This is a genomic window from Krasilnikovia sp. MM14-A1004 (assembly GCF_047159485.1).
Classification (GTDB): domain Bacteria; phylum Actinomycetota; class Actinomycetes; order Mycobacteriales; family Micromonosporaceae; genus Actinoplanes.
In genome coordinates, this window is record NZ_AP038773.1 from 1,651,616 (window position 1) to 1,678,321 (window position 26,706).

23 protein-coding genes are annotated in these 26,706 nt (G+C 69.9%); 10 read left to right on the forward strand and 13 right to left on the reverse strand.

What is annotated here, in order from left to right; translation table 11 throughout:
• The first annotated feature begins 295 nt into the window (after window positions 1-295).
• The 3 genes from ACMCNN_RS07600 to ACMCNN_RS07610 all read left to right on the forward strand — a co-directional run bounded on the left by ACMCNN_RS07600 (window position 296) and on the right by ACMCNN_RS07610 (window position 2,850).
• On the forward strand, window positions 296-877 hold the full coding sequence (locus ACMCNN_RS07600) for a hypothetical protein (RefSeq protein ID WP_412745463.1): 582 nt from the start codon (window positions 296-298) through the stop codon (window positions 875-877).
• 102 nt (window positions 878-979) lie between these two features.
• Window positions 980-2,080, forward strand: coding sequence for an SPFH domain-containing protein (locus ACMCNN_RS07605; protein ID WP_412745464.1), 1,101 nt, complete (start codon window positions 980-982; stop codon window positions 2,078-2,080).
• Window positions 2,081-2,196: 116 nt separating this feature from the next.
• The gene (locus tag ACMCNN_RS07610; RefSeq protein ID WP_412745465.1) at window positions 2,197-2,850 is read left to right on the forward strand and encodes a DUF4352 domain-containing protein; all 654 of its coding nucleotides are present in this window, start codon (window positions 2,197-2,199) and stop codon (window positions 2,848-2,850) included.
• Window positions 2,851-2,907: 57 nt separating this feature from the next.
• On the opposite strand, the gene nadE is transcribed toward ACMCNN_RS07610, so the two are convergent.
• Both nadE and ACMCNN_RS07620 read right to left on the reverse strand, forming a co-directional pair.
• Window positions 2,908-3,756: an ammonia-dependent NAD(+) synthetase gene (nadE, locus tag ACMCNN_RS07615; protein ID WP_412745466.1), complete on the reverse strand. Its 849-nt coding sequence runs from the start codon at window positions 3,754-3,756 to the stop codon at window positions 2,908-2,910.
• A gap of 81 nt (window positions 3,757-3,837) precedes the next feature.
• The gene (locus ACMCNN_RS07620; RefSeq protein ID WP_412745467.1) at window positions 3,838-4,509 is read right to left on the reverse strand and encodes a hypothetical protein; all 672 of its coding nucleotides are present in this window, start codon (window positions 4,507-4,509) and stop codon (window positions 3,838-3,840) included.
• Window positions 4,510-5,127: 618 nt separating this feature from the next.
• Here ACMCNN_RS07620 and ACMCNN_RS07625 point away from each other — a divergent pair.
• Together ACMCNN_RS07625 and ACMCNN_RS07630 are read left to right on the forward strand one after the other, a co-directional pair.
• Window positions 5,128-5,688: a hypothetical protein gene (locus ACMCNN_RS07625; RefSeq protein ID WP_412742428.1), complete on the forward strand. Its 561-nt coding sequence runs from the start codon at window positions 5,128-5,130 to the stop codon at window positions 5,686-5,688.
• A gap of 309 nt (window positions 5,689-5,997) precedes the next feature.
• Window positions 5,998-7,512 carry a lactonase family protein gene (locus ACMCNN_RS07630; protein ID WP_412745468.1) on the forward strand — a complete coding sequence of 505 codons (1,515 nt, stop codon included), beginning with the start codon at window positions 5,998-6,000 and terminating at the stop codon, window positions 7,510-7,512.
• Between the two features lie 563 nt (window positions 7,513-8,075).
• On the opposite strand, the gene ACMCNN_RS07635 is transcribed toward ACMCNN_RS07630, so the two are convergent.
• From ACMCNN_RS07635 to ACMCNN_RS07665, 7 genes are all read right to left on the reverse strand, one after another.
• Window positions 8,076-8,384, reverse strand: coding sequence for a hypothetical protein (locus ACMCNN_RS07635; RefSeq protein WP_412745469.1), 309 nt, complete (start codon window positions 8,382-8,384; stop codon window positions 8,076-8,078).
• A 5-nt stretch (window positions 8,385-8,389) separates the two neighbouring features.
• Window positions 8,390-9,049, reverse strand: coding sequence for a class I SAM-dependent methyltransferase (locus ACMCNN_RS07640; protein ID WP_412745470.1), 660 nt, complete (start codon window positions 9,047-9,049; stop codon window positions 8,390-8,392).
• A gap of 133 nt (window positions 9,050-9,182) precedes the next feature.
• Window positions 9,183-9,539, reverse strand: coding sequence for a PPOX class F420-dependent oxidoreductase (locus ACMCNN_RS07645; RefSeq protein WP_412745471.1), 357 nt, complete (start codon window positions 9,537-9,539; stop codon window positions 9,183-9,185).
• A gap of 243 nt (window positions 9,540-9,782) precedes the next feature.
• The gene (locus ACMCNN_RS07650; RefSeq protein ID WP_412745472.1) at window positions 9,783-11,186 is read right to left on the reverse strand and encodes an AAA family ATPase; all 1,404 of its coding nucleotides are present in this window, start codon (window positions 11,184-11,186) and stop codon (window positions 9,783-9,785) included.
• 113 nt (window positions 11,187-11,299) lie between these two features.
• Window positions 11,300-12,946 (reverse strand): diguanylate cyclase, encoded by a 1,647-nt coding sequence (locus tag ACMCNN_RS07655; RefSeq protein ID WP_412745473.1) that lies wholly within the window; start codon window positions 12,944-12,946, stop codon window positions 11,300-11,302.
• 169 nt (window positions 12,947-13,115) lie between these two features.
• Entirely contained in the window at window positions 13,116-14,093 is a 978-nt protein-coding gene (locus tag ACMCNN_RS07660; protein ID WP_412745474.1) for a helix-turn-helix domain-containing protein, read from the reverse strand.
• Between the two features lie 5 nt (window positions 14,094-14,098).
• Entirely contained in the window at window positions 14,099-15,142 is a 1,044-nt protein-coding gene (locus ACMCNN_RS07665) for a helix-turn-helix domain-containing protein (RefSeq protein WP_412745475.1), read from the reverse strand.
• A gap of 584 nt (window positions 15,143-15,726) precedes the next feature.
• Here ACMCNN_RS07665 and ACMCNN_RS07670 point away from each other — a divergent pair.
• Window positions 15,727-16,155, forward strand: coding sequence for an RICIN domain-containing protein (locus ACMCNN_RS07670; RefSeq protein WP_412745476.1), 429 nt, complete (start codon window positions 15,727-15,729; stop codon window positions 16,153-16,155).
• A gap of 56 nt (window positions 16,156-16,211) precedes the next feature.
• Here ACMCNN_RS07670 and ACMCNN_RS07675 read toward each other — a convergent pair whose 3' ends face one another.
• Window positions 16,212-17,273: a hypothetical protein gene (locus ACMCNN_RS07675; protein ID WP_412745477.1), complete on the reverse strand. Its 1,062-nt coding sequence runs from the start codon at window positions 17,271-17,273 to the stop codon at window positions 16,212-16,214.
• Window positions 17,274-17,595: 322 nt separating this feature from the next.
• A complete protein-coding gene (locus ACMCNN_RS07680) occupies window positions 17,596-19,257 on the reverse strand; it encodes an MFS transporter (RefSeq protein WP_412745478.1) in 1,662 nt (553 codons plus the stop codon).
• A 126-nt stretch (window positions 19,258-19,383) separates the two neighbouring features.
• Between ACMCNN_RS07680 and ACMCNN_RS07685 the strand changes: the two genes are divergently transcribed.
• Window positions 19,384-19,551 (forward strand): hypothetical protein, encoded by a 168-nt coding sequence (locus ACMCNN_RS07685; RefSeq protein ID WP_412745479.1) that lies wholly within the window; start codon window positions 19,384-19,386, stop codon window positions 19,549-19,551.
• A gap of 22 nt (window positions 19,552-19,573) precedes the next feature.
• Here ACMCNN_RS07685 and ACMCNN_RS07690 read toward each other — a convergent pair whose 3' ends face one another.
• Window positions 19,574-21,178: a diguanylate cyclase gene (locus ACMCNN_RS07690; RefSeq protein ID WP_412745480.1), complete on the reverse strand. Its 1,605-nt coding sequence runs from the start codon at window positions 21,176-21,178 to the stop codon at window positions 19,574-19,576.
• A gap of 298 nt (window positions 21,179-21,476) precedes the next feature.
• Between ACMCNN_RS07690 and ACMCNN_RS07695 the strand changes: the two genes are divergently transcribed.
• Both ACMCNN_RS07695 and ACMCNN_RS07700 read left to right on the forward strand, forming a co-directional pair.
• Window positions 21,477-22,559 (forward strand): P1 family peptidase, encoded by a 1,083-nt coding sequence (locus ACMCNN_RS07695; protein ID WP_412745481.1) that lies wholly within the window; start codon window positions 21,477-21,479, stop codon window positions 22,557-22,559.
• Between the two features lie 184 nt (window positions 22,560-22,743).
• Entirely contained in the window at window positions 22,744-24,027 is a 1,284-nt protein-coding gene (locus ACMCNN_RS07700) for a GH25 family lysozyme (RefSeq protein WP_412745482.1), read from the forward strand.
• Between the two features lie 111 nt (window positions 24,028-24,138).
• Here ACMCNN_RS07700 and ACMCNN_RS07705 read toward each other — a convergent pair whose 3' ends face one another.
• Entirely contained in the window at window positions 24,139-25,179 is a 1,041-nt protein-coding gene (locus tag ACMCNN_RS07705; protein ID WP_412745483.1) for an N-acetylglucosamine kinase, read from the reverse strand.
• A gap of 208 nt (window positions 25,180-25,387) precedes the next feature.
• On the opposite strand from ACMCNN_RS07705, the gene ACMCNN_RS07710 reads away from it, so the two are divergent.
• Window positions 25,388-26,671 (forward strand): extracellular solute-binding protein, encoded by a 1,284-nt coding sequence (locus ACMCNN_RS07710; protein WP_412745484.1) that lies wholly within the window; start codon window positions 25,388-25,390, stop codon window positions 26,669-26,671.
• The last annotated feature ends 35 nt before the right edge of the window (window positions 26,672-26,706 follow it).

Below are 26,706 nucleotides of genomic sequence, written 5' to 3' on the forward strand. Positions count from 1 at the left end.
ATTTCCTGGGCGAGCCACACTTTGCCCATGGCCAGCTTGGCCGCAGGAGCGGGGAAGTCACTCCGGAGGGTGAGCTGGTATGTCCGTTGCCGGCTGACTCCCAGCCGAACGCGGATCTCGTGCGCCCCCATGAGATCTGGTCCCATGTCAACCATGTCCACGACCATAGCGCACGACTAGAGTCAGGGGAAGGGTGACGCGTACGCCGGAAGCGTGACGGTCGACAGCGGGGCCGTCGGTCGGAAGGCGGCCGTGAGACCGTTCGGGGAGGCGGACGTACGAGCGGGGAGATCCGATGGTCACGGTCCCGGCGGGCAGCACGCTCCTGCTGCGGTGCCCGGGCGAGCAGCCGCTCGCGCTGATCACGATGGCCGAGGTCAGCGCGCCGTTCCTGGCCGAGCTGCCGCCGATACCGGTGCTCAGCCCGGACGGCACCCGCCGCTTCGGCATCCTCGAACTGGTCAGCAGCGCCGGTGTCACCTGGGCCGAGGCGGAGTTGCGTGACGGCACCCTCACCCTCACCGGCGACCCACCCACCGACGTGGTCCAGCGGCGCGGAGCCGCCCGGCGCCCCGGCACGTACGCCGCGACGGGCACCGTCCAACTCGACACCGAACCGGGCCACCGGCTGGTGGCGGTGTCCGGTCAGGTCGAGGACGTGTCCACCAGCGGCCTGCTGCTGCGCGCCGCGCCCGCTGACAGCCTCCATCTGCCACCCGGCATCGTGCGGACCCTGCTGCACATCAGCATGCCGTGGGGCGACATGGCGGCGACCATCACGACGGTCGACCAGCGGGCCGACCAGTTGCGCGGCACGTACGAGTCGATGGACCCGGCCGACGAGGCGGCCCTGCGCGCCTTCTGCGCGGAGCGCTGAGCACCGGAGTTCCGGCGCGCGACGGCGTTGATCACGGTTGATATCATCCGGCCGGATGACGCGGGCCGAGCACGGCCGGCTGGAGATGTCGGGTAGGTCCGTATGACGATGCTGGATAGGGTACGCGGCGAATTCATCGATATCGTCGAGTGGCTGGACGGCAGCCGCGACACGATCGTGTGGCGGTTCCCGCGGTATCACAACGAGATCAAGATGGGCGCCCGCCTCGTGGTGCGCGAATCGCAGGTGGCCGTGTTCGTCAACGAGGGCACCATCGCGGACGCCTTCGGTCCCGGCACGCACACCCTGCACACCCAGAATCTCCCCGTACTGTCCACTCTCAAGGGATGGAAGTACGGCTTCGAGTCGCCCTTCAAGGCCGAGGTGTACTTCGTCAACACCCGGCAGTTCACCGACCTGAAGTGGGGCACCCAGAACCCCGTCATCGTCCGGGACCCGGAATTCGGCATGGTGCGGCTGCGCGCCTACGGCGCGTACACCCTGCGCATCGTCGATGCCCGGCGATTCCTCACCGAGCTGGTGGGCACGGACCCGGAATTCCGTTCGGAGGAGGTCGCCGGTTACCTCCAGCAGTTGATCGTGAGCCGGTTGACCTCATCGCTGGCCACCGCACACGTATCCCTACTCGACATGGCAGCCCACCAGGAGGCCATCGGTACGCAGCTCACCGAGGCGCTCGCCGAGCAACTCGCCCCGATGGGCCTGAAGATTCCCACCGTCATCGTGCAGAACATCTCGGTGCCGCCCGAGGTGGAGCAGGCGCTCGACCGGCGTACACAAATGGGCATCATCGGCGATCTGCAGCGATACACGACGTTCCAGACGGCCAACGCCATCCAGGACGCCGCCCGGAACCCCGGCGCGGCCGGGACGGGTACGGGGCTGGGCGTCGGAATGGTCTTCGGCCAGCGCCTGGGTGGGGCCGTCGACGGAAACACCGGCCGCGCGTCAGTGCCCATGCAGCCGCCGCCGTTGCCGGTGACCCCGCAGTGGTACGTCGGTGTGGACGGCAGTCAGCACGGACCATTGGACCTCGGCACTGTTGCCGCGCAGGTGGGCGCCGGTGCGGTCACCCGGGAAACGCTGGTGTGGCGGGCCGGAATGGCTCAATGGGCCCCAGCCGCGGACATACCCGAGCTTGCGCACCTGTTCGCCAACACGCCGCCCCCGATGCCCCGATGACCGGCCCGATGCAGTCCGCCGCCGTCTCCTCCAACTGCCCGTCCTGCGGAGCCGCGATGGAGGTCGACCAGGACGCCGGTCTCCTGCGATGCCCGTACTGCCGGCGGGAGGTTCCCATGCCGGCGTCGCAGGCCGCCGGGACCGCGTGGCCCTTCGGCGCGGGCGGCACACCGCGCATCACCATCACCACGACACGGACGCCACCGGCCCAAGTGGACCGTCAACAGCTGATGCGGGTGCTGGTCATCGTGGGGGCCTTCGTGGCGATGGGATTCCTCGTGCCGACTGTTCTCTCGTTCTCGTTCATTGGTTCGCTCTTCGGTTCGGGCGGTACGGACGAGGTGGCGGTTGGGGAGACGGCGAAGGTCATGTCGTTCGAGGCGACGGTCCGTGGCGTCGACTGCACCAAGCAGGAGATCACCAAGCCCGACGACCCGGCGACCCCCTACGACGACTCCAGCACGGAGAAGGCCAAGGGCAAGTTCTGCGTGGTCTCCTTCTCGGTGAAGAACGTCGGCGAGAAGACCGACAGCTACCCGACGTGGGGCTTCGAAGCGACCAGCCCCACGGAACGGGTGTTCGACCGCAGCACCACCGCTGAGGGGTACGTCAACAACGGGAAACGGGGGCTCGACGAGCCGATCGATCCCGGAAAGACGGTCGACCAGTTGCTGGTCTTCGACGTGCCGACCGACACGACGCTCGCGTACCTCCAGATCTGTGACGACGTGGGCACCGATTCGGCTGTCAAGGTGAAGTTCGGCTCGTAGACGTACGGCCCGGAATCCTTCACCTCAGCGGGAACGTGTTCTGGAGCCAGCCACCGCTCAGGATTCCGGGCGCCACCACACATCGGCCGGAGTCACCGGCATGGCGCGCTTGTGGCGCGTGGCGTGGTGCAACGATTCGATCTTCGCTGCCACGTCCGGTGCGACGTCGACGCCCTCGAGGTAGTCGTCGATCTGCTGGTAGCTCAGACCCAGCGCCACCTCGTCGGGCAGCGCCGGCCGGTCGTCCTCGAGGTCGGCGGTCGGCACCTTCTCCCAGGTGCTCGCTGGAGCGCCCAACTCCTGCAGCAGGGCGGCGCCCTGGCGCTTGGTGAGGCCGGTCAGTGGAGTGACGTCGACACCGCCGTCGCCGTACTTGGTGAAGAACCCGGTGACTGCCTCTGCGGCGTGGTCGGTTCCCACGACCAGCAGGCTCAGCTGTCCCGCGATCGCGTACTGGATCACCATCCGCTCGCGGGCCTTGACGTTGCCGCGCACGAAATCCCGCAGCCGGGACTCGTCTCCCGGCAGACTCTGGAGGCTGAGCGCGGTCCCGTCCACCACGGCGTCCGCGCTCGGTCGGACGTTCACGGTGACCGACCGATCGGGCTGGACGAATCCGACCGCGATCTGGGCATCGTGCTCGTCGGCTTGAACACCGTACGGAAGGCGCACGGCGACGAACGTCGCCGCGTGTCCCTCGCCACGCAGCTCCTCGACAGCGAGCTGACACAGGCGGCCGGCCAGCGTACTGTCCTGGCCGCCACTGACGGCCAGCACGTACCCTTCAGCCCGCGTCGACCGCAGGTAATCCTTGAGAAAGTCGACCCGGTACCGGATCTCCACCTTCGGCTCGATCGTCGGCTTGACGCCGAGTTCGGCAATGATCCGTTGTCGTAGGTCCGCCATGCCCGCACTGTACGGAAGACTCGCGAGCCGTGGCCGCAAACAACTCGCAAGCCCCTCGGCGGCGAGCCGATCCGGGTGGGGTCAGCGACGGTGGGCGCTGGCAGGCACCTTCGCGGTCGTGCCCTGCACCCGCGAAGTCTGGTGGAAGATCGGCGGCTGCGGCCCCAACGACATCGGCCGCGGTGGTTCCGGTGCATCGCCCGCCAGCGCGGCTACACCGGCCCGCACGAGCTGCGTGACGCGCGCTTGTCCCGTCGCGCCGTGGCTCTCGGTGCCGGCGTCGATCCGGGCGACGAATTCGAGAAGGCCATTGACGGATCCGGGATACTCCCGGCACAGATCGGCTGCCGCTGCAAGGTGCGGCCCGGAGACCGCAGCGGTCCGCTGTCGCATTCCCAGGTTCCACACGGCGGGGCTGACCAGGTAGCCGGCCGGCAGTGTCCCGGCACCGCCTCGTGGCGCGAACAGGTCCACGTCGACCGGCAGGGACGGCGGCCGCTGCGAGCCGACGACGACTGCCGCACCACCGCCGGCGAGGAGGAGCGGGACGATCGTCGCAAGGGCGACGGACCCGGTGTACGTGAACAGTGCCGCGCAGGCCACGACCGCGAGCAACAGGAGTGCGGCGAGTTCGTTTTCACCGTCGGATCGGCGGTCCGGGGCCACCGTGGCACGGTAGTGCGACACGATGGTATCGACGGCGCTGGTGCGGGGCTGCCAGCCGTCGGAACGAGCGGGCATCTGGTGCGGCACGGAACCTCCACTGACGGTGTCGCAAAAGGTACTGCGGAAGGTTCCGGAACGGCCATCACCGACCACTAACAGTGACCAAGCAGACACCGTGAGGCGGCTCTGGCGCCCACAGCGGCAGCAGCGTGTCGGCTTCGGTGGCGAGCCCGGCCGCGTTCACGGGGTCGGTGGGAAGATTGTCCAGTTCCCGCACGATGCGCGCGGCCCTGGCGGTGGGTCTCGCCGTCGGTGCCGGGTGGGCTGTCCGCGATGCTGCTCGCGGCCGGCATGCGATGAACCTGCTCTCGACCGCTACCGCCGCCGACAAGTGCGCGAGCAGCGCACGAACTCGGGTCGCCGCACTGCTGCGCCGTGATGCCGGCAAGCTGGGCCCCTTCACCCTGTTACTTCCTCTGTGGACGCCCGGCGGGGGTGCACACTCCCGGTGCACCCATGGCTGGTGGAGTGCGGAGCCCTGAACCGGTTCTGCCTCGCCCGGAGAGCTCCGCCGGATCCTTGCCGGTTCCTTGAAGCCCGATTGAGGCTGAGTTGACCTGTGCGGCCGACCTTTGATGTCGACAGCACCGGTTGGCACTCAGAGCTTCCGGTCGAGGGAAGGACCTTCTGATGCAGCGTGGCGGAATGAGCATGATCGCGGCGGCCGCGACGGTGGTCGGTGGCATCGCGCTCAGCACGGGCGTGATGTGGCAGGCGTCCAGCGCCGCCTTCACCGCGTCGACCAACAACGCCGCGAACTCCTGGAACGCCGGCACCGTCGCCCTCGCCGACGACGACAGCACCACGGCGATGTTCACCGCCAGCGGCCTGCGGCCCGGCTCGACCGCCCAGAAGTGCATCAAGCTGACCTACAACGGCAGCCTCTCCGGCACCGTCAAGCTGTACGGCTCGGCCGTCTCCGGCGCGCTGGCCCCCTACCTCGACCTGCAGGTCGAGGAGGGCACCGGCGGCGACTTCTCCAGCTGCACCGGCTTCACCCCCGCGGGCGGGGCCACCTACACCGGCACCCTCGCCACCTTCGGCACCACCAAGACCGACTTCGCGTCCGGCGTGGGCACCTTCGCCCCCTCCGGTGCCGGGCAGGTCCGCACCTACCGCATCACGTACACCCTGAACGCCACGACCCCGGACGCCCAGCAGGGCGCCACCGCGGCCGCGACGTTCAACTGGCAGGCGGCGAGCTGACCGGGACCCCCGGCCGAGCAGCACTCCGCTACGGAATCGAAGCCTCCGGGCGGCCCCGACACCGCAACCCGGGGCCGCCCGGAAATAGCGCCGTCCGCCGTCGTCGAGGGCCGGGCTGACACTGCGCCGGTCCCTGCGCCGTACTGCGGCTCGGTGGCGATCGGCCCTCCGGTCGCCGGGGTGGCGGTCCTCGCCCGGACGCTGCCGGCCCGGGCTGAGCCGAGCCGGCAGCGTCCGGCCCGCGCCCGAACGATCGAGAACTCTCATGTCCGGCGCATCCCGGCCGACGTAGACCCGGAGGGAGGGCTCATGGCTGGCGGCGCATCGTGGGCTCGCCCGAAACGGCGCCGCGCGGCGCGACCCGGTCGCACCCGCCACGGCCTGCGTGCCGGGCTCGCCCTGCTGGTGATGCTGACCCTGGCCGGGCTGGGCCTGCTGCCCACGAGCCTGGCCGCCTTCTCGGCCACCACGACAGGTCCCGCGTCGTCGTTCACCGCACGCGCCACGTTCGGCCTCACCCAGACCGCCGGCTGTTTCAGCAACGACGGGTCGGGGAGCTGCACCGCGGCGACCGGCATCGTCAACGGCAAGAGCGCCGTGGTCAGCCCCGACGGCAAGCATGTGTACGTCGGCACCGTGTCCGACGCCACGAACAGTGGCATCGCGATGTTCTCCCGCAACGCGACGACCGGCGCCCTGACCCAGCTGGCCAGCCCGAACAAGTGCCTGAGCAACGGCACCGTCAGCGGCTGCACCGCGGCGTCCGGCCTGCTCAACTACGTCTACGACGTGGCCATCAGCCCGGACGGCAAGCACGTGTACGCCCCCGGCTACACCAGCAAGACGGTCGCCGAGCTGTCCCGTGACTCGAGCACGGGCGTGCTGACCCCCCTGGCCAGCCCCAACAAGTGCCTGTACGACAGTGGCGCAGCCAGCATCACCGGCTGCACCTCGGCCCGCCAGATCGACGGAGCTGTCGGCGTGGCGGTGAGCCCGGACGGCGCGAACGTGTACGTGACGTCGTACACCTCCAACTCCCTGACCGTCTTCGACCGCAACTCCACCACCGGTGTCCTCACCCAGCAGGCCGGCACCGCGGGGTGCATCACCAACGCCACCGTCTCCGGCTGCACCACCGGCAAGGGGCTCAGCCAGCCCCGCTACATCGCCATGTCACCCGACGGAACCAGCCTGTACGTGGCGTCGTTCGCCAGCAACGCCGTGGCGGTGTTCCAGCGAAACACCTCCACCGGCGCCCTCACCCAGGCCAGCAGCCCGAACGCCTGCCTGTACGACAGCGGCGCCACCGCCATCACCGGCTGCACGTCCGCCAAGGGCCTCTCCACGGCGTACGGCGTGACGGTCGCCCCCGACGGTCGCAGCGTGTACGTGATGGCGCTGAACGGTGACACCGTGGCGGCGTTCACCCGGAACACCGGCACCGGCGTACTCACCCAGCTGGCCAGCCCGGACGCCTGCCTCTATCTGTCCGGCGGCACCGCGGTCAGCGCGTGCACCAGCGCCCGGGCCATCAACGGCCCGAGTTCGATGACGTTCAGCGACGATGGCCTGTTCGCGTTCGTGGCGGGGAACAGTAGTAATGCGGTCGCCGCGTTCCGGCACGACAACAGCACCGGCGTTCTCACGCAGCTGAGCGGCACTGCGGGGTGCATCGCGGTCGGTGGGGCGGGCGGCTGCTCCACCGGGCTCGGCCTGACGAACGCGAACTCCGTCCTCACCAGCCCCGACGGCCGAGACGTCTATGCGGTGGGCGGCGTGTCTGGCGGCAACGGGTGGGTGGCCCCGCTCAACCTCACGCACTGAGTCACGCCAGCGGGAACCGCGCTTGCGGTCGCGGGGCGGGTGCGCGGCGGCAGGCCACTCCCAGCGCCGTCGTCACCTTCTGACGATCGGCTGTCGCTGAACATCTGGATCGGTAGTGAAGCCAGAGTTCGGCTTGAGGTGGGGTTGAGCTGTGTCGGCGATTGTTGGTGATGTCAGCCGCTGCTGATGCCACGTGATGGACCGTTACGAGCCGCCCCTCTCAACTGCCTCCGGGGTAGCGCCGCTCATTACGGCCATCATCAGCTGCATCGGGGTGGACTGGCACCGCACGGGAGCCCGATCGTGGCTGCGACCTGGTCCCGCCAGGTCTCGGGGCGAGGCCCTGCTCGTGCCGGTGATGCTCGTCGCCGCCCGATCCGCTGCTAGCGATCATCTGAACACGGCCCTGCAGCGGTTCCGGCCGGAGAGCCTCGACCCTGGGTTGCAGTCGCTGGAGCACGCGCCGATGCCAATCGGCAGCCCGCTCGTGCTCGCTGTTGTGGTGCCGTGCGAAGAGGCATGTGCCAGATCGCGACTCTAAACGCAACGGGTACCGACCCGGACTACTCCCCGCGGAGCAGGGCGGTGAGGCCGGCAGGGTACAGCGGGTTGTCGGCGTTGAAGCTGTTCAGCGACCGCCACATGACCTTGGTGCCTGCATCGTCGAGAATCTCGCCAACGGCATCGCGCTCGTAGATGGCATGGTCGGCAACGTGGCAGCCGAAGACGAAAACGATTTCGTGCCCGACTCGGCCGAATCCGTGGAAGATGTTCTCCAATACGCCCAGCTGTCCGATACCGCGCGTTGACTTCCCGGAGTTCGTGTGGGCTGGGGTTTCGGACCGCGAGAACCCCGCCAGGCTGATGGCCAAGGCTGCTACGCGCCTTTGGAGCCGGTCTTGCGGACCAGCATGTAGCCGTACGGGGGCTCCGTACCCTCGGGAGGAGTGCTGCCTTGGAAGACCGGGCCGAGACCGGTGGCTGCGAAGCGTTCTTCCATCTCTGCTGCCGAGAGCCAGTACCGATCGAAGTCGAGGCCGAGACGTCCGACCCGGCTGCCGGGACCGTTGCGGCGCAGGGTGCCGTCGCCATGCTTGAACGCTGCCACCAGGTATCCGTCCGGCTTGAGGACTCGGGCGAGCTCGGCGAACGCAGATGCCCTGGAGCCCGGTGCAAGGTAGATCAACGAAAACCAGCACACCACACCCGCCAGCGACGCGTCCTCGAACGGCAGCTCGCGCAGATTAGCAACGTCGTAGGCGAAACCAGGGTGTTCCCGCCGCGCCACCTCGATCATCCCTGGCGACAGATCCACACCGCGCGGTGACAGACCCCTCTCCGCGAGGTAGGGAAGAAGCCGTCCGGCACCGCAACCCACGTCCGCGACCTCCGCACCCACGGCCAGGGTCAGTTCGGCGAACAGGTCGAGCATCGCCCGTTCCACCGGCATGCTTTCGAGCACCCCGACCAGGTTCTTCGCGTACCACTCCGAGAGCACGTCGTGCGCATCTCGCAGTTCCTCGGTGCTGGCGTCCATCCCCGCAAGACCTTCCCGTCGCCGGTCGTAGCGCGGCGAATCTACCGCAGGGCACCGGCGTGAACGCGGAAGGAACCGGTCGACTCGGCTCTGGCCAACCAGCTCGGCCATCAGAAGGACACGATGATTCCGATCACCGGGGGCGGCGCAGCCGCAGCAGGCGAGCGAACCAGTTCCCCGCCCGCGACATGAGGTACCGGCGGGCCAGCAGCTCGCGGGCCTGTGCCGTCCCGTCGTCGTCCAGCAACCGTGCCGTGCCCACCGCGCTCGGCGCATCCGGCGCCACAGTCCCGCGTATGGAGCACGGTGTCACCCGCACCTGCGGGTTGTTTCTGATCCGCTTGACCTTGCCCGAGTCCGCTTCGGTCACGATCCAGAGTTCAGTGTTCCGCGGTACGTGCCAGACCGGCGTGGTTACAGGTGTGCCGTTCTTGCGATAGGTGGTGAGGCTGACGTACCGGCTACGGACGATCTCGTCGGCCAAAGTCACGGTGCAAGCATAACGAACCGAGCGCGGATCTCGCTGCAAGGTCGAGTGGGTCGAGTAGGGCTGTCCCTCCCCGGAACCGCCGCTGATCTACTCGGATGCAAGCGGTTGTCCACCAAGACCACAATGGGCACAGTCTGGTGGGCTGCGGCTGCTGACGGCGGTGCTACTCGTCGTCGGCTTCCTGCTGACCTGCCGTACGTGGGGGAGTGGTCGGGCGGTCCGCTGGGGGCAGTGGATGCCGGACTAGCGTCCGAAGGCGTCGTTGGTCGCCGGTTCGCCGCCGAGCAGTGATCGGGTGATGGCATGGGTTTCGGAAAGCATCTCGTCGAGGGCCTGTGCCAGGTCGTCGTCTGCGGTGGCATGTCCGGCCTCCGCGGCGATGAGTACGGCGCGGCGCACGAGTTCCTTGGTGAAGGACGCTGTCGTGCCCTCCGTACGCCGGGCTGCCAGGTCCAGCGCGTCCGGGGTGAACGGCAGCTGTCGCGCGTACAGGGCGATCAGCCGGCGGCGCGCGGCCTCATCGGGCAGCGGCACCTCCACCGCGAGGTCCACGCGCCCCGGCCGCTGGGCCAGGGCCGGTTCGAGGGCGTCGACCCGGTTCGTGGTGAGCAGGAACGCCACGTCCGCGTCGTCATCGAGTCCGTCGAGCGCCTCCAGCACGGCGAACAGCAACGGCTGGGCGCCAGCGTGGAAATCGCGGTCCTCGGCGACGAGGTCGCAGTCCTCGAGTACGACGAGCGCGGGCTGCAGCGCCCGCGCCAGCTGCGCGGCCTCGGTCACGAACCGGATCGACGGTCCGGCCAGCAGCACCACGGTCAGTTCGGGTAGCGCGCCGAGCAAATACCGGATGGTGTGCGTCTTCCCGGTGCCGGGCGGGCCGTGCAGCAGCAGTCCGCGCTTGAGGTGTTGACCGGCGGCGCGCAGCCGGTCACGATGCCGGGCCACTCCGGCGACGTGCCGGCGGACGCGGTCCAGCACACCGTCGGGCAGCACCAGATCGGCGTCCGCGAGCGTCGGCCGACGATGGAACGTGATGCCGCCGATGCCGGCTTCGTAGTCGGATGCCCCGAGCGACAGGACCTGGCCGCGGAACACGGATCGTTCCCGCATCAGAGTCCGTACGGTGCTGATGAGCTGGGCGGCGACGCCCTCGGCCGGGGTCAGGATCTCCATGCGGGAGGCGTGTTCGTATCGCGGCTCCGGGCCGCGCTGCAGGACCACGACCGGGATCCCGTCGAAGGTGAACAGGCGGAGCCCGAACGAGATCGCTTGGCGCGTGTCGTCCGGGCCGGTGGCCAGGCTGCGGTAGTCCACCGGCGCGGTCGGGAACTGGCCGTAGCGTCCAGACAGCTCCAGGATTTCGCTCAGCGAGTGGTGCCGGCGCTGCTCCCCGCCACCGATCCCGACCAGACGATGCCCCGGACCGCGTTCCTGGATTTCGGCGAGCGCGATGTCGAGGTCGACGAACAGGTGTGCCGGGATCTCCTCGGTCACCACCGGCAGCCGGGCCGGATCGACGCCGAGGTGCTCCCGCAGAATCGGGATCAGCGCGGCATCGTCGTGCGCCTCGGTTTCCCGCTGCGCGTGGACGACCTCGTCGAGGAAGTCGCGGAACACCGCCACGAACTCGGCCGTACGCTCATCCATCACGCCTCCCGTGCCATCGGCCCCTGAGTGCCGGACCCTACCCTGATCCCAACGGCGGCCGCTCGGCCTTTCGACCGGGTGACCGAGGCGCCGCAGCGGCGTCCGTTGCAGTACTAGGCACGCTGTTTGTCCGTTGGCCCCGGAGTGATCAATCCGGCTTCGCGGTCGCGGTAGGCCCGGGGGCGGGGCTCGGGTGGTGTTCCGGTGACGACGCGGTTGCGTCCGGCGTGTTTGGCGGCGTAGAGGTTGCGGTCGGCGGTGGCCAGGGCGCTGGTCTGATCATGGGGTGTGGTTTCCCGGACGGCTGTGACGCCGATGCTGACGGTGACGGGTAGTCCGCTGGTGGTTCCGCGCCAGTCATGGCCGGCGACCGCTTGCCGGACTTCGTCGAGTTGCCTGACCGCGGTGGTGATCAGGGTGTTGGGCAGGACGAGGAGGAACTCTTCGCCACCGAGGCGGGCGGTGAAGCCGCCGGGGCTGGCGGCGGCGAGTTCGGTGTCCAGGATCTTGGCGACCTGGATGAGGACCTGGTCGCCCGTCTCGTGGGAGAGCTGGTCGTTGATCCGCTTGAAGTGGTCAATGTCGACGATGGCCAGGCACAGGTCGGGGTCGGCAGCGATGAGGGCGGGTAGTTCCTCATCGGCGTAGCGGCGGTTATGTAGCCCGGTCAGTGGGTCGCGCCGGGCTTGCTCGCGGAAGCGGTCGGCTTCGTCGCGGGCCTCGGTGGTCTCGAATTTGGCGTGGCGGGTCAGCGCCTTCTCTTGCTCCTGCCGCGCGAGCTGGTCCTCGCGGGCGGCCAAGCAGACCTTCTGCGCGGCGAAAGCCCGGGCGTAGTCGCCGCAGGCGGCGTGTAGCTCCGCCTGTTCCTGATGCACCTGGACCAGGACGCCGAGCAGCCCGCGGTCGGTGCACAGGCGGCGGGCGGCGTCGAGGCTCTGCTGGGCGCGGCCGGTGGCGTCCAGGCCCCGCTGGGCCCGGGCCAGGGTCAGCAGATAATTGGCGAGGAAATCAGCGTCCGTGTCCGTCTTCCCGGCTTCGTGCCGGGAGATGCAGACCAGGAGGACCTGCTCCGCTTCCGCGTACTCGCCATTAGCGATCTGGATACCGGCGATCGTGTCGAGCATCTGGGGATTGAGTTCGAGGCCGTGCTTACTGGCGTGCTTCTGCATTCGGTCGGCGACCTCGCCGGCCCGCAGCAGCTCACCAGCGTCGTACTCGTCGCATGCCCAGTTGTTGAGCGCCAGAAGGAGCTGGTCCCAGTCTCGCTCCTGCAGCTTGCGGGCCATCTCCTCGGCCTGCTGGTAGCGCACCCGTGCCGCGGCCATGTCGCCGCTCTGACTCAGGGTGCCGGCCAGCTGGCAGCGGGCCGCGACGTGCATATACGGGGTGGCGGTCTCATCGAGTAGCTCGACCGCGCTGAGCGCGTGTTCCAGGGCCCCCGCGATGTCGCCGGATATATCCATCGTGGCCGACAACGCCGTGTGAGCGCGGGCCTGCAGCCGCCGATCCCGGTGCTCGGTGGCCCAGTTGAGGACCTCATCGCATTGCCGGATCGAGCCCGCAATGTCGCCGGATCTCCGGATCAGGAGCGCGCGGACGTAACGTGCGCGCATGAGCAGACGCTCGTCGCCCAGCGCCGCGGCCCGCCGCTCGACTCTCGTGGTGGTGACGCTGGCAGCATCGGCATCCAGGATGCGGTGATCCTCCAGTTCCAGCAGGGCAGCCGAGAGCTCCTGCGCGTCAGCCCCGCCGAATGTCACCAGCCCACCCCCATCTTCATGGCCCTATCGGCGGCGGGCTGCCCAAGCTGACCAAACTTCAGACTGTGCCGGACCGGCGAGGTGCATTTCGGGTACCTGCCGGGTGCTGGCAGGGCACGCAACCGGGTGAGGACATGCGCGTTCATGGTCTGTTCCGGCTGGGCTGTGGTCAGTCGCGCAGGTGCGGCGGGGTGGGTTGGCGGTATGTGCGGCGGTAGTGGTTGGTGAACCGGGTGGGGTGGGCGTAGCCCCATTGGGCGGCGACCGTGGCGATGGTGGTGCCGTCGCCGGGCTGTGCGCCCTGTAGCTGCTGGTGGGCGTGGTCGAGCCGGACGCGGCGTAGGTAGGCGGTGGGGGTGGTGTCGAGGTGGCGGCGGAAGGCGCGTTGGAGGGCGCGGGCGCTGACGCGGGCGGCGCGGGCGATGTCGATCAGGGTGATGTCGAGGCCGGCGTTGGTGTCGATGTACGCGATGGCGCGGGACAGGGCAGCGGGGGTGGCGTCGGTGCGGTCAGCGGCAGCGGGCTCGGTGACGCTGGTGTTGGGGAAGGTGGTGAGTAGGCTCGCGGCGAGCAGCCGGGTGAACGGGCCGGCCATGAGTGGATGGTCGATGAACCCGGGGCAACTGTTCAGTGTGCCGGTGACGTAGCCGACCACCTGCAGCCAACCGCGGGCGGCGGCGGCACTGACGGGATGGGTCGAGGCGAAGCGCAGCGGGGGCGCGGGGTCGTCGGGCCGGTTGCGGGCCACCTCGGCGACGCTCTGCGGCGTCATGGTCACCAGCGACCAGAGCACCGATTCCTGGCGCAGGTGGTAGCGGCGGCTGGGTGGGGCGTGCAGGACCAGGCCGCCCGGGCCGAGACACTCGCCGAGGTCACGGTCGGTGCGCAGCCCACGGTGGACCCGGGCGACGGAAACCATCGTGAAGGGGCCACAGTCGTAGTCGGTGCTCGCCTGGTGGTCGAGGGTGTCGAGGGAGAACGGTCCGGCGTCGAGCCGCACGTGCCGGAACCGGTAGGCGCGGGGGACGTTCGTGATGGTGGTGGCGGCGTGCGCCGTGCTCAGGTAGGCCCCGGCCTGGTCGGGGTCGGTGGTGGTGAACTCGACTCTGTGTCCCGACGGTTTTCCAGTGACGGTGGTGGAGTCCATTCCGCCTACCTTCTCGCGGTGGGGTGGCCGGTGCGTAGTGTCTGGGCCGGCGGCCGGCCGTACACCTGCCGGTAGTAGGCGGCGAACCGGTGCGGGCTGGGGAAACCCCAGCGTGCTGCCACCACGGCGATGGTGGTGCCGTCGCCGGGCTGCGCGGCCAGCAGCTGCTCGTGGGCGTGCTGCAGCCGCGCCCGGCGCAGGTAGGCGGTGGCGGTGGTGTCACGGTGGCGGTGACACGCCGCCTGCAGGGTGGGTGGCAACACCCGGGCCGCGGCGGCGATGTCGGTCAGGGTGATCGGCTCACTGGCGTGAGCGTCGATGAACGCCATCGCCCGGCGCACCGGAGCGGGGACCGCTGGGCCGCGCGGGGTGTGCGCCTCGGTGGTCATGGTGGTGTTCGGGAAGACGGCCAGCAGGCTGGACGCGACCACTTGCTCCGCGGCGGCCAGCACCAGCGGCGCCGCTAGCGTGTCGGCGTAGAGGCCGCGCCGTACGAAGTCCAAGGTGGCTCGCCAGTGCCGCCGACCGGCCGCAGAGATCGGTTGCACGCCGGTGAAGCGCACCTGCGACGCGTCCAGTCCGGTCTGCTCGCGGGCGACCCGCAGCAGCACGTCCAGGTTCACCCGGACCGTGGCATTCCCGCAGCAGTCGTTGACCAGGGCGCAGCCGTCGGGCGGGACCAGCAACGCGCCGTCCTCGCCCACCCGCACCTCCGTACCGTGCCAGCGCACCAACCACCGCCCGGAGTACACCTGTCCCGCCACGACATAAGGCGCCGGTGGCCACTCGACGTGTCCGGTCGCCGCGGTGTACCGGAAATCGGCGGTGGCCAGGCCACCGCGCTGCGCGGACTCCGTGGCGAACTCGAACCCCCGCGCCCGCGCCCAGACCCGGCGCGGGTGGTCCGGGTAGCGGGCAGCCAGCCAGGCGTAGTGCTCGTCCGGATCCCGGGTGCGGATCCGGGTGACGGGCGCTGGGAGCGCCCCGGCCTGCGCCTCTGTCCTCCCGTCACGGCTGCGCCCATGTCCGGTGGCGTCGTGGCCGAGCATCACAACCCCTCCAATGCCGGCCCGCCGGCATCGCGACTTCAGGGAAGTCCGCCAGCGATCAGGCCACCCCGCGTGGACTCCAGCTGGGACCGGATGGGTCCTGGTGCAAAGGGTGCCGCCGCCCACCTGTTGATCGCCAGGGGGAAACCGGCCGCGACGATCTCCGGCACGGTGCTGGCCCACCCGTCCGAGCAGTTGGCGATCAAACCGGGCCGGCTGGTGCGCTGGCACCGCTGCTGGCACTCAGGCGATTCGATGACCACGGGGCGACGGTCAATCCACCGTCATCGGTATGGTGCGCACTCCTGTACGTACGGTGAGATCGTAGCGGCCAGGCCGAAGATCGCCCATGCCCCGATATGGACGGTCGCCCTTCCAATATCCAGCATTATCGTGGTCCCGGTCTTCTGATCGGGGTGCATTATCGACGATTGTTGCAGCCTTGAGCCAAGACGGAGATCACTCAGCGGCGGACCTCGAAATGATATTGATGTTCTTGATAGCCTATCGGCGGTCAGTGATCGGGAGTGCGTGCTGGAAAGGGCGTTGACGCGGCGGCACCTTCTCATCTCAAGGGGGACTTCATGAAGCGCAAGGCGTGGCTGGCGGCTCCGGTGGTGGCGTCCCTGCTGGGCGTCTTCGGCCTGATCGGGCCCGCTCAGGCTGCCGGGCCATACTGGTGGCGCGACGTCGCCACTCAATTCTGCCTGGACAGTAATACCAGCGGAAATGTTTACACGCTCGGGTGCAACGGTGGCAGTTTCCAGAAGTGGACGTGGAACGGTTCCTCGTCGTCGGTGGAGCATCGCAACTACGCCACCGGTCGGTGCCTCGACAGTAATACCAGCGGAAGCGTCTACACGCTCGGGTGCAACGGTGGGAACTTCCAGCGCTGGCGGCGCAGCGGTCAACAGTGGATCAATGTGGCGACCGGTCGTTGTCTGGACAGCAACACGAGCGGAAGTGTCTACACTCTTCCCTGCAACGGCGGTGCTTTCCAGCGCTGGGAATGAAGTGGCAGCGAGACCCATCGTGGGCTTGACGTAACGCCCCGGTCAGCGGCGCCTGCCTATTCTGCGGCCAGGCTCCCTTGCTCACCTCGGCGGGTCCGCAATAGTGCGTCCAGGATGACCTGCAGGGGTTTCCGCTGTGGGGAGGGGAGGCTGTCCCGGGCGGCGAAGAAGGCGTCCGTCGCCGCGAGTGCCTCGGTGTACTCGCCGCGGGCGGCATGCAGCTCTGTCTTCTCCTGATACACCCGGACCAGGACTTCGCGCAGGCCACGTTCGGTGCACAGCATGTGGGCCGAGTTCAGGCTCACCAGGGCGCGGCCGGTCTCACCGAGACCACGTTGGGCCCGGGCCAGGGTCAGCAGGTACTCGGCCAGTTCGTCGGCGTCGTTGGCCCCTGTGCTCTTGTGGCGGGCGATGCAGATCTGCATCGTCTGCTCGGCCTCGGCGTACTCGTCATTGGCGACCTGGATCGCCCCGATCGTGTCCAGCACGTCGGAGTCGAGGCGCAAGCCGCGCGCCGCGGCGTGGTCCTGCATCCGCCGCGCGACCTCCCCGGCCTGCGGGAGATTGCCGGCCCGGTACTCGGAGTAGGCCCAGTTGTTCAGCACCACGAGGAGCCTTTCCCCGTCACGCAGCTCCAGGGACAGTTCCTCGGCTTGACGGTAACGCGGCCGGGCCGCGTCCATGTCATTGTTCTCGCCCAGTGCATCGGCCAGCCGCAGACGGTGCCAGACCTGCATGTGCGCGGTGGCCGTCTCATCGAGCAACGCCACCGCCTTCACCGCATGCCGCAACGACCCGGCCCGGTGGCCGGACAGCCGCTCGATGCTCGCCCACACGAGGTGCGTACGCGCCTGCAGCCGGCGGTCGCCGCGCTTGCGGGCCCACCTGTGGATGTCCTTGATCTGCCGGGCTGCTTCCCGGACGTCACCGGTGCGCCGAACCATGTCGATCCAGCACAACCGGGCACGCATGAGCAAGGCCTCGTCGCCCAGGGCGGCAGCCCGCCGTTCGAGATCCACCGCGGCGGCATACCCCGCGGCGGCATCCACCGCGACCCGGTCCTCCAGCGCGAGAATGGCAGCCGACAGCTGCTCCGCGCCCGCCGCGCGGTCATCCACTCCATGTACCCCAAGCTGGCTCACCGCAGTCTCATCGGCAGCGAGCCCCCGCCGGACGCCGCCTGGTGGCGTACCCCACAGCAGCGCACGGCCCCCGGCGGACGACGCCACCCACGGCCGCGCGCGCTGGGGTACGTCTCGTAGATCAGGATCGTTGGCTCGCTGATGGGTCTGTCGAGTCGAGCGACACGTCCGGGTGATGATCGGCCCAGCGTCGGGCGCGGTCTGCAGCCGGGTCAGGATCACCAGCCGGACACCATCACGCTGCAACTGCCGGATCAACCCGATGCGTCTCCCGGGGCCATACCGGGTCGATCGCGCCTCAGGCGGTGGACGGCATCGGTGTGTCGCCGTCGGCGAGCGAGCGGAGCGGTGTGCCCAGCCGCAGGGTCTGCTGGGCGGTCACGGACAGCACCCGGTCGGCGTCGAGGTGGGCGGCGAGGGCGAGGGCGCTCGATGCGGGGTCGGTGTCCGGCAGGACCGCGACGGGCACCGCTCCGCTGTTGAGCAGGTCGGCGATGAGGTCCTGTTCGTGCGGGTGTGGTGGGGTGGCGGTCACCACGGCCAGCACGCTGTGGCCGGGCAGCTGTTCGCGTAGCGCGGCCACCAGGTCGCTGCCGTCGTTCCCGGCGGTCGTGGCGTACGCGATGGTCAGCTCGTCGGTGCCGGCGAGCGAGCTCAGCGCCCGTACCACCTCGGTGAGGTGCGGGCCGATGTCCCGTGCCGAGACGGCCACGACGGTGGTGGCGGTGCCGGATTCGGGTACGGCGATCGCCGGGAAGGTGGCGGCGGCGCTGATCCACCGGCGGCGGCGGTGCAGGCGTACGGCGGCGGCCAGCGCGGCGACGGCCAGCAGCGTCAAGGCGATCGCGTACGAGCCGTCGAGGTAGTCGGTGGAGGCCAGCAGCAGTGGCGGCAGCAGGCCCAGCAGGCCGGCGGCCGCGCATACCAGGCCCAGCGTGGCGGCGGCCCGGCCGACCGGCACGCTACCGCCGAGCACGCTGAGCGCCGCGCCGCCGATCCCGCCCAGGCTCGCCGCAAGGATGCCGAGCAGCAGCATCGGGACCGCGATCGACGGCGGCGGGAAGGCCAGCGTGAACAGCACCACCGCGATCGCGGCGTGGCAGGCGACGAGCAGTGTCACCGGCTGCCGGCGGCGGCACCACCAACTGCCCAGCGGACAGCTCAACGCGGTCAGGCCGAAGCACACACCGGCGCAGACCGACGCGGTGCCCATCGTCAAGCCGTACCCGCGGTGCAGGTATTGCGGCAGGTAGAGGTCGAGGGCGACGGTGCCGCCGAAGGACACGGCGTACCAGGCGGACAGGTGGGTGATCGCCGGGGTCCGCAGCAACGCGCCGATTTCGGTGCGCGACTGCAGGCGTCGGGCGGCCGGATCCGGCCGGTCCGGCAGGACCACCCAGGCGAGCACGGCGTAGCAGCCGAGCAGGATCGCCAGGCCGAGCAGGCTCTCGTCCCCATCGATGGCGAACACCGGCCGGGTGATCACGGCGACTGCCGAGGCGAGTGCGGTCCCGGCGCCGTACACACCGAGCGCCAGCCCGCGCCCGCGTGCCGCGTACGCCTGGAGGACCGCGGCGCCACCGGCGCCGAAGGTCGTGCCGCCCACCGCAGTGAGGATGCCGACGGCGACCCATTCCGACATGGTGTGCACCGCGGCGAGGCCGAGCACGGCGACCGCGGACCCGGCAGAGAGCGCGGCGACCACGCGGCCGGCGCCGGCGCGGTCGGCCCAGACTCCCGCCGGGACACCGGCCAGGAGCCCGATCGCCACCAGCAGGGCGCCGAACCACGCCGGACTGCCGAGCGTGTCGGGGTCGCCCAGCCCGGACACCCGCAGGCCGAGCGGCCCGAGCAGGGTCCAGGCGAGATAGTCGAGCCCCAGCCCGATCGTCGCGACGGCGAGTATCAGCCACGGCCGCGGCGTGCCCGACTCGCGCCAACGCCGGATGCGCACGGACATGAAGCTCCTCCTCGAAGTTTCGCCTCTCCGAAGGCAAGGCGGACTTCAAGCAAGTAACCGTAGGCCCGCGTGCCAGCCCCGGACCACGCACTTCACTCGTTCGGGCGACAGCGAGGTGTATTGGCGATGGTGATACAGGAGGCGGCCCGGCGCGGAGCCAACGCCGTACTCGGCTTGCGGGTCGACGCCGGGGGAGTCTCCGGTACGGCCGTTCGGGTAACTCCCGTCAGTCCCAGCGCGATCAAGCAGTACCAGGATCTCGTACGCGCGGGCCAGGCACCGCCGCTCAGCTGATCAGGTAGACGATCGCGAGCCGTCAGGCGGCGACCTGGTCGCGGCCGGCGCGTTTGGCCTGGTAGAGGTTGGCGTCGGCGGTGTCGACGAGGTCGTGGGCGGGCGTGCCGGGGGTGTGGGTGGCGACGCCGACGCTGATGCTGACGTGCAGTCCGGGGGCGATGTCGTCGTAGGTGGTGGCGGCGATGGTGGCGCGGATGCGTTCGGCGACGTGGCGGGCACCGTCGGGGTCGGTACGCAGGAAGACGACGAACTCGTCGCCGGCGTAGCGGATCGGGGTGTCGTCGGCGCGGCAGTTGGCGCGCAGGATCGCGGCGATGTCGCGGAGGACGGCGTCGCCGGCGCTGTGTGAGTAGGTGTCGTTGATGCTCTTGAACTTGTCGACGTCGATGAAGAGCAGCGCCGTGGGTGCGGGCAGCCGGCCGGTGTCGAGGTCGGTGACGAGCTGGTCGAAGCGGCGTCGGTTGCCGAGGCCGGTGAGGGGGTCGTGCAGGGAGGCGGCTTCGGCGGCGCGCCGGGCCTGGTCGTGCTCTTCGCGGTGGCGCGCCTGGCGGAGCATGGCGAGGCGTTGCAGCCGGAGGTGCCAGAGTTGGCGGGCCTGTCGCTCGATCATGCGGCGCAGGTCGCGGCTGGCGTGTTCGCCGGCCTCGTCGACGGCGAGGCGGGCCAGTTCGTGATCGACGATGAGGCGCAGGGTGTCCGACCCGCTGACCTCGACGATCTCGGCGGCCGCGACCATTTCCCGGCGGGCGGCGGCCAGGTCGCCGCGAGCGTGCAGCGCGAGGCCGAGGGCCAGGTGGGCGGGCCAGGCCGGGTGCGCGTCGCCCACGCGGCGCAGCGGCAGCACGATGTCGGCGGCGAGTTGCTGCGCCCGGTCCAGCTCGCCGAGCTTGGCCAACGCCAGGGCGTGCAGCGCGATGAACGGCCCGGCCACCTCGGGGTCCCCTCGGCGCGCGTACGCCTCGCTCCAGCGTGCGAAGGTGGCGGCCGCGCTCCGGATCCGGGACCCGGCCTCATGATGGTCGCCGAGCTGGTCGAGCCGAAGCCCCCACCGCAGCAGCATCTCGGCGTGGATGAGTTCGATGCTGGCCGTCATCTCGACCCGCTCCGGCACCATCCAGCGCACCAGCTGCTGATAGGTGGCGTGCGCCGTCTCGTAGAGGTCCGCGCCGGTGGCGGCGCGCACCAGCGAGCCCAGCGCCGCGACGTACCGGTCGTTGCGCACGGTGGTCTGCTCCAGCAGCAGACCCGCCCGGGCCAGGTGGCTCATCGCGTCGCCGACCCGCTCTGCGCGCAGGAAGAGGTCCGCCAGATCGGCGAGGGTCTTGGCCACGGCAACGGTGGAGCCGGTCGATTCGTGATGGCTCAGCAATTGCTCGCCGACCTCGATGGCTTCCGGGAAGCGACCCAGGTAGACGTACGCGTAGAGGCGGCACTGCAGCAGGAATCCGGTGGTCCTGGTGTCGCCGAACGCGCGGGCCAGCGGTTCGAAGATCGCCAGGGCGTCCAGCGCCTCGGGTACCCGGCCGCTCTGTGACAGCAGGTGGACCTGTTCCGCCAGGCCGTCCAACGGGCCGTAGGCGGACAACGGGGCAGGCAGCAGCGCCTCGTCCGCCCGGTCGCTCACCGTCGCCTCCGAATCCGTCACGGCAGCGTCGACGTACGCGGCCCAAGCTCCTGTTCGGCCGGGCGCCGTCGGTCCTGAGCCGGACAACCGATGCGAAAGCCGACAACGTCCGCCACGATGCGTCGAACCGGCATCGGCGGTTGATCGCCGCGCCGTTCACGGTCGAATCAACAACAGTCCACGAGATGTCTTGACTGGACGATGCATTCGCAGGGATAGTCGCTTGCGTACCGTCCAAGGCGTCGGACCTCGTTGAGGAGGATGCGCGTGCCTGTGGCCTGCGTCCAGCTTTCCGCTCTTGCGCGCGCGTGACCTCGGCCCCGGTCCGGGCTGGGGGCCGCCCGGCCACGCCAACGCGATCACGGATGTGCCCGGCGTACGGGTCGGTCACACCACCCTGATCGCCGAGCCCGGTGTGCGCACCGGAGTCACCGTGTTGCTGCCCCGCCCCGCGAAGATCTTCCACCACCCCGTCTTCGCCGGCTGCCACCGGCTCAACGGCAACGGCGAGTTGACCGGGCTGGAGTGGATCCGCGAGACCGGCCTGCTCAGTACCCCGATCGCCCTGACGAACACCCACAGCGTGGGTGTCGTGCGCGATGCACTGGTGGCCTGGGAGATCGAGCAGCGTGGGCCCGACGCCGAGTTCTGGTCGCTGCCGGTCGTCGGAGAGACCTGGGACGGCCGCCTCAACGACATCAACGGCCAACATGTACGGCCCGAGCACGTGCTCGCGGCGCTCGCCGGTGCCCGCCCCGGCCGGGTCGTCGAGGGCAACGTCGGCGGCGGGACCGGGACGATCTGCCACGGCTTCAAGGCCGGCATCGGTACGGCGTCCCGCGTGGTCACCGACGAGCACGGCAGCTTCGTCCTCGGCGTGCTCGTCCAGGCCAACCACGGCAGCCGGGCCCGGTTCACCGTCGGTGGCATCCCGGTCGGTGAGTTGGTGGGGCCCGATGTGGTGCCGCTGCCGGGGCCTGGCGCGCGCCCCGAGGGCGCCGGCTCGATCATCGGCGTCATCGCCACCGACGCTCCGCTACTGCCCCACCAGTGCGCCCGGCTCGCACGCCGGGCGCCGCTGGGTCTCGCCCGGCTCGGCGCGGTCGGTGAGCACCACAGCGGCGACCTTTTCCTCGCCTTCGCCACGGGCAACGCCGGGCTGACCGGCGACCATGACCGCGGCCCGTCCGAGCACCGGATCCGCATGCTCGCGGACTCCCGCATCACCGCGCTGTTCTCGGCCGTCGTCGACGCCACCGAGGAGGCCGTCCTCAACGCGATGCTGGCCGCGCGCACGATGACCGGTCGCGCCGGCGTCGTCGCGCACGCGCTGCCGCCAGCGGTGCTGACGGAGGCGCTGGCCGGAGTCCGTCGCCGGTAAGTGGATTGTTGTGGAAGCTGAACGCCCAGAGATGGACGCAAATCAGCCTTAATCGGGCCAAGCGGCGCCACAAATCTGGCGACAGCACTTTACTGATGTGAACTTTCATCGAATAATGTGGATTGCTGATCAGCGTTTCAGGGGCCCCTAATACTCCACCCGTCCCCACAGCCGGAGTATCCCCATGCATACACGCAGATCTCTCCTGGCCAGACTCGCGGTCCTCGTGCTGACCGCGATGGCCGCGCCACTACTGCCCCCACTCACCGCGCCCGCGGCGGCCGCGGCGACCGTCGCCGGCATCGACGTGTCGCGGTACCAGCCGTCCATCAACTGGAGCCAGGTCGCCTCGGCCGGTTACCGGTTCGCCTATGTCGCCGCCGCCGACGGAACCGTCAAGAACCCGTACTTCGCCCAGCAGATGAGCGGCGCACGCAACGCCGGACTGTTGCGCGGGGCGTACTTCTTCGCCGAGCCGGTATTCGAGACCGGACCCACGCACGCCGCCTGGTTCCTCGACCAGATCGGCTACCGCGCCGACGGCTGGTCACTGCCGCCCGTGCTCGACGTCGAGCAGAACCCCAACCAGGGCGCCTGCGACGGCCTGTCCTCGACGACGTGGATCAACTACATCGCCGGCTTCGCCTCGACTGTCAAGTCGCGCACCGGCCAGGACATGGTCATCTACGCCTCGCCGAACTTCTGGCGGGACTGCGTGGCCGACACCACCCGGTTCTCGCAGACGAACCCACTGTGGATCGCGAACTACGGGGTCAGCAAGCCCTCGATCCCCGGCGGCTGGCCCTGGCAGACCTTCTGGCAGCACAGCAGCACCGGACGGGTTCCGGGCATCGGCGGCGACGTCGACCTGGACCTGTTCAACGGCTCCTACGACCAGCTGAAGAAGTTCGCGCCCAACACGTCGAGCAGCGGGCCGCCCGACGTCCTGGACTACCCGTGGGCGGGCCTGACGATCAGCCAGGGCGGCGACCAGTGGGGCATGGGATACGGCCAGTGCGTGTCGTTCGCCGCGTGGATGGTGTACAAGAACTACGGCGGCGACCAGCACCCGGCGGACATCCCGACGCGGGGCTGGTTCCCCTCCGACGGCCTTGCCCTCGGCCCGGTCCGCGAGACCTGGGGAAACGCCGGCGACTGGAGCATCACCGCCGGAGCCGCCGGATACCTGGTCGATCGGTCGCCGCACGTGGGTGCGGTCGCGCAATGGGACAACGGCGGCAACGGCGGCACGTTCGCGGTGGGTCATGTCGCCTACGTGACCGCCGTCAACGCCGACGGATCGATCGACCTGGCCCAGTACAACCTGCGGGAGGACAGCAGCTTCTCCACGTTGCGCATGACGACATCGGGAGCGGCCGACACCTCCAACGGCCACCCGTCGTTCCACGTCTCGTGGCCCGACCACTTCATCCACATCGGCGACCAGGGAATCGGCTCGTTCGCCTGACCCGCTGACCGGTCTGCCGTGGACGCTGTCACCCGGCGGCGTCCACGGCAGACGTCCCGTCCGCGGCAGGGACGATGAGTGGCCGGCGACCGGAACGCACCGGCGTCGCCCTCATCGCCCGGGGGAGACCAGCCGCGCGTGCAGCGCATCCGCCTCTGTTTCCCCCGCCACCAACGGCAGCGCGGCGAGCCAGGCGGCCGCCGCAGACCCGTCCCGGGCGGTGCGGACGTCGGCGGCGGGCCATCGTTCGAGGATGGCCGACACGATCCTGTCGCGCACCGGCCCGGCCGGGGCCAGCAGGCCGCCGGCGAGCACGACGGGTGCCTCACCGGTCGTCGGCCCGACCTGGTCGAGGTTGACCATGAGCAGGTCGGCGGCCGTGCGGACGATCGATTCGGCGGCCGCGTCGCCGATGTCGTGGGCCCGCATCACCAGCGGGGCGATGTCCGCGAGCGATGTCGGCGGGCGCCGGTTGACCTCGCGGATCAGAGTCGCCGAGGACCCTCGATCCGAGTGGCGACCGACGGCGGCCGACCGCGCGGCGAGTGGCTCGTCGGCGGTGTCGAGATACCAACCGAGGACGAGCCTGGACAGCGGGGACTCCGGTGAGCGGCCGTCCAGGGCGGACAGCGCGGCCCGTACGGCCTGGCGGCCGATCCAGTAACCCGATCCGTCGTCGCCGAGCAGCCATCCGTGGCCGCCGTGGATCGCGACCGGCTCCCGATCGCGGATCTCCGCCGCCACCGCGCCCGTGCCGGCGATCAGTACCGATCCCGCGGGCTCGGCGGCGCCCGCCGCGAACGCGACGGCCACGTCGCTGGTCACCCGCACCGGGCAGCCGAGCCCGGCCGCCGCCCAGATCCGGTCGAAGGCCCGGACGGTGTCCGGGTCGGCCGCGTACTGGCGTGCGCCGGACAGCCCGACCACGCAGGCCTCGACGGCGCTCGGGTCGCAGGCGCGCAACGCGCTCCCCACGGCCGAGGCGATCCGGTGTGCCGCGACGGTGGCCCCGTGCGCGGACGGGTTCGCCCCCGCCGAGCGTCCGGCACCGATCCGCCGGCCGGTGGTGGTGGCCAGCAACGCCCGGGTCGATGTGCCGCCGACGTCGAGGCCGAGGACCAGGCGCTCCTGGTGGGGGGTCGAGCCGGACATGCCGTTGCGCTCCCTCTGCGCCGCACGGTGCTGTGGCTTCCTGTGGAATCATGGCAGAGTTGGCGGTCTATCTCAACAGACTGCGCGACTCTTGACGTGGGATCCTGCCGCCTGCAAGTGTCTGGCCTGGAGACGGATTCAGACGACACATAGGACTGCAGCCGTCGACGAAGGAACCCTTCACTCATGTGGAATCTGGGAGTGTGCGGTGAGAGGACGGATCGTTTTCGCGCCGGTGCTCTGCGGCGCGCTGCTCGCGGCGGCCTGCACGGGCGGCGACGCCCACCCGGCGGCCGATGACCCGAACGGCCCCGGCGCCATCACGGTGTGGCTGCAGACCGACGCGCAAACCCTGTGGCCGCAGGCGGTCACGGACGCGACGGCGGCATTCCACCAGACCTATCCGGACGTCAAGGTCACCGTGGTCTACCAGTCGTGGACCGATCATCTGACCAAGTTCGACGCGGCCGCTCAGACCGGCGCGGTGCCGGACGTCCTCGAGTTCGGCAACAGCGAGACCGCCCAGTACATCGCGGCCGGTGCGCTGGCCGACCTGACCACGGACCGGGCGAGCTTCGACAACTCGCCCACCTGGCTCGACGGGCTCACCGCATCCTGCACGGGGGGCGGCAGGCTGTTCTGCGTCCCGTACTACGGCGGCAGCCGGGCCGTGATCTACCGCAAGGACATCCTCGCGGACGCCGGTATCTCACGGCCGCCCGCCACCTGGGCGGAGCTGCTCGCCGACGTACGGGCGGTCGCGGCCAGGCATGCGGCCGACCCGAACTTCTCCGCTTTCTACATGCCCGGCTCCTATCCGTACGGTGGACTGCCGTTCGTGTTCGACGCGGGCGGCCAGATCGCGACCCAGTCGGCGGACGGGCGATGGCACGCCACGCTGGACTCCGCACCGGCGCAGGCCGGGCTGGCGCACTGGAAGACGCTCATCGACGCCGGCTACAAAGGGGACCGGACCAAGACGAACGTGAACTCCTACGTCCAGCTCGTCTCCGGCGAGGCGGCGATGTTCTACGACACGTCGGGCCAGATGAGCGCGGTCTTCGGCCCCAAGGGCGACCCGGCGCTGAAGGACCGGATCGGGACTTTCGCGCTGCCGAGCCCGTCCACGGCCGGACGGCTGGTGCCACCGTTCCTGGGCGGCTCCGATCTGGCGGTGCCCAAGGCTTCGGCACACCCCCTCTGGGCCAGAGAGTGGATCAGATCCTTCACGTCGTCGGACCGGCAGAAGCAGTTCATCGACGGCGGGTTCCTCGCGAACACGACGACGATCACCTCGGCGGACCCGTTGCGGGCGGCGTTCTCCGCCGCAGTCGCACACGCCTGGTTCGTGCCGCCGGCGCCGAACTGGGCGCAGGTGGAGAAGGACAAGGTCATCAACCAGATGTTGGTGGAGGTGGCGTCCGGGCGGCCCATCGCCGACGCGACCGGGGCCGCCGACGCGGCCATCGAGAAGAGTCTCAACCAGTCCTGACCTGTCCGCACAGGACGTGTCCAGCGCCGACGACG

Coding starts and splice junctions, on each gene's coding strand:
- ACMCNN_RS07600 (WP_412745463.1), top strand. CDS start 296: ATGGTCACGGTCCCGGCGGGCAGCACGCTCCTGCTGCGGTGCCCGGGC.
- ACMCNN_RS07605 (WP_412745464.1), top strand. CDS start 980: ATGACGATGCTGGATAGGGTACGCGGCGAATTCATCGATATCGTCGAG.
- ACMCNN_RS07610 (WP_412745465.1), top strand. CDS start 2,197: ATGCCGGCGTCGCAGGCCGCCGGGACCGCGTGGCCCTTCGGCGCGGGC.
- nadE (WP_412745466.1), bottom strand. CDS start 3,756: ATGGCGGACCTACGACAACGGATCATTGCCGAACTCGGCGTCAAGCCG.
- ACMCNN_RS07625 (WP_412742428.1), top strand. CDS start 5,128: ATGAGCATGATCGCGGCGGCCGCGACGGTGGTCGGTGGCATCGCGCTC.
- ACMCNN_RS07630 (WP_412745468.1), top strand. CDS start 5,998: ATGGCTGGCGGCGCATCGTGGGCTCGCCCGAAACGGCGCCGCGCGGCG.
- ACMCNN_RS07640 (WP_412745470.1), bottom strand. CDS start 9,049: ATGGACGCCAGCACCGAGGAACTGCGAGATGCGCACGACGTGCTCTCG.
- ACMCNN_RS07650 (WP_412745472.1), bottom strand. CDS start 11,186: ATGGATGAGCGTACGGCCGAGTTCGTGGCGGTGTTCCGCGACTTCCTC.
- ACMCNN_RS07660 (WP_412745474.1), bottom strand. CDS start 14,093: ATGGACTCCACCACCGTCACTGGAAAACCGTCGGGACACAGAGTCGAG.
- ACMCNN_RS07665 (WP_412745475.1), bottom strand. CDS start 15,142: ATGCTCGGCCACGACGCCACCGGACATGGGCGCAGCCGTGACGGGAGG.
- ACMCNN_RS07670 (WP_412745476.1), top strand. CDS start 15,727: ATGAAGCGCAAGGCGTGGCTGGCGGCTCCGGTGGTGGCGTCCCTGCTG.
- ACMCNN_RS07680 (WP_412745478.1), bottom strand. CDS start 19,257: ATGTCCGTGCGCATCCGGCGTTGGCGCGAGTCGGGCACGCCGCGGCCG.
- ACMCNN_RS07685 (WP_412745479.1), top strand. CDS start 19,384: ATGGTGATACAGGAGGCGGCCCGGCGCGGAGCCAACGCCGTACTCGGC.
- ACMCNN_RS07700 (WP_412745482.1), top strand. CDS start 22,744: ATGCATACACGCAGATCTCTCCTGGCCAGACTCGCGGTCCTCGTGCTG.
- ACMCNN_RS07705 (WP_412745483.1), bottom strand. CDS start 25,179: ATGTCCGGCTCGACCCCCCACCAGGAGCGCCTGGTCCTCGGCCTCGAC.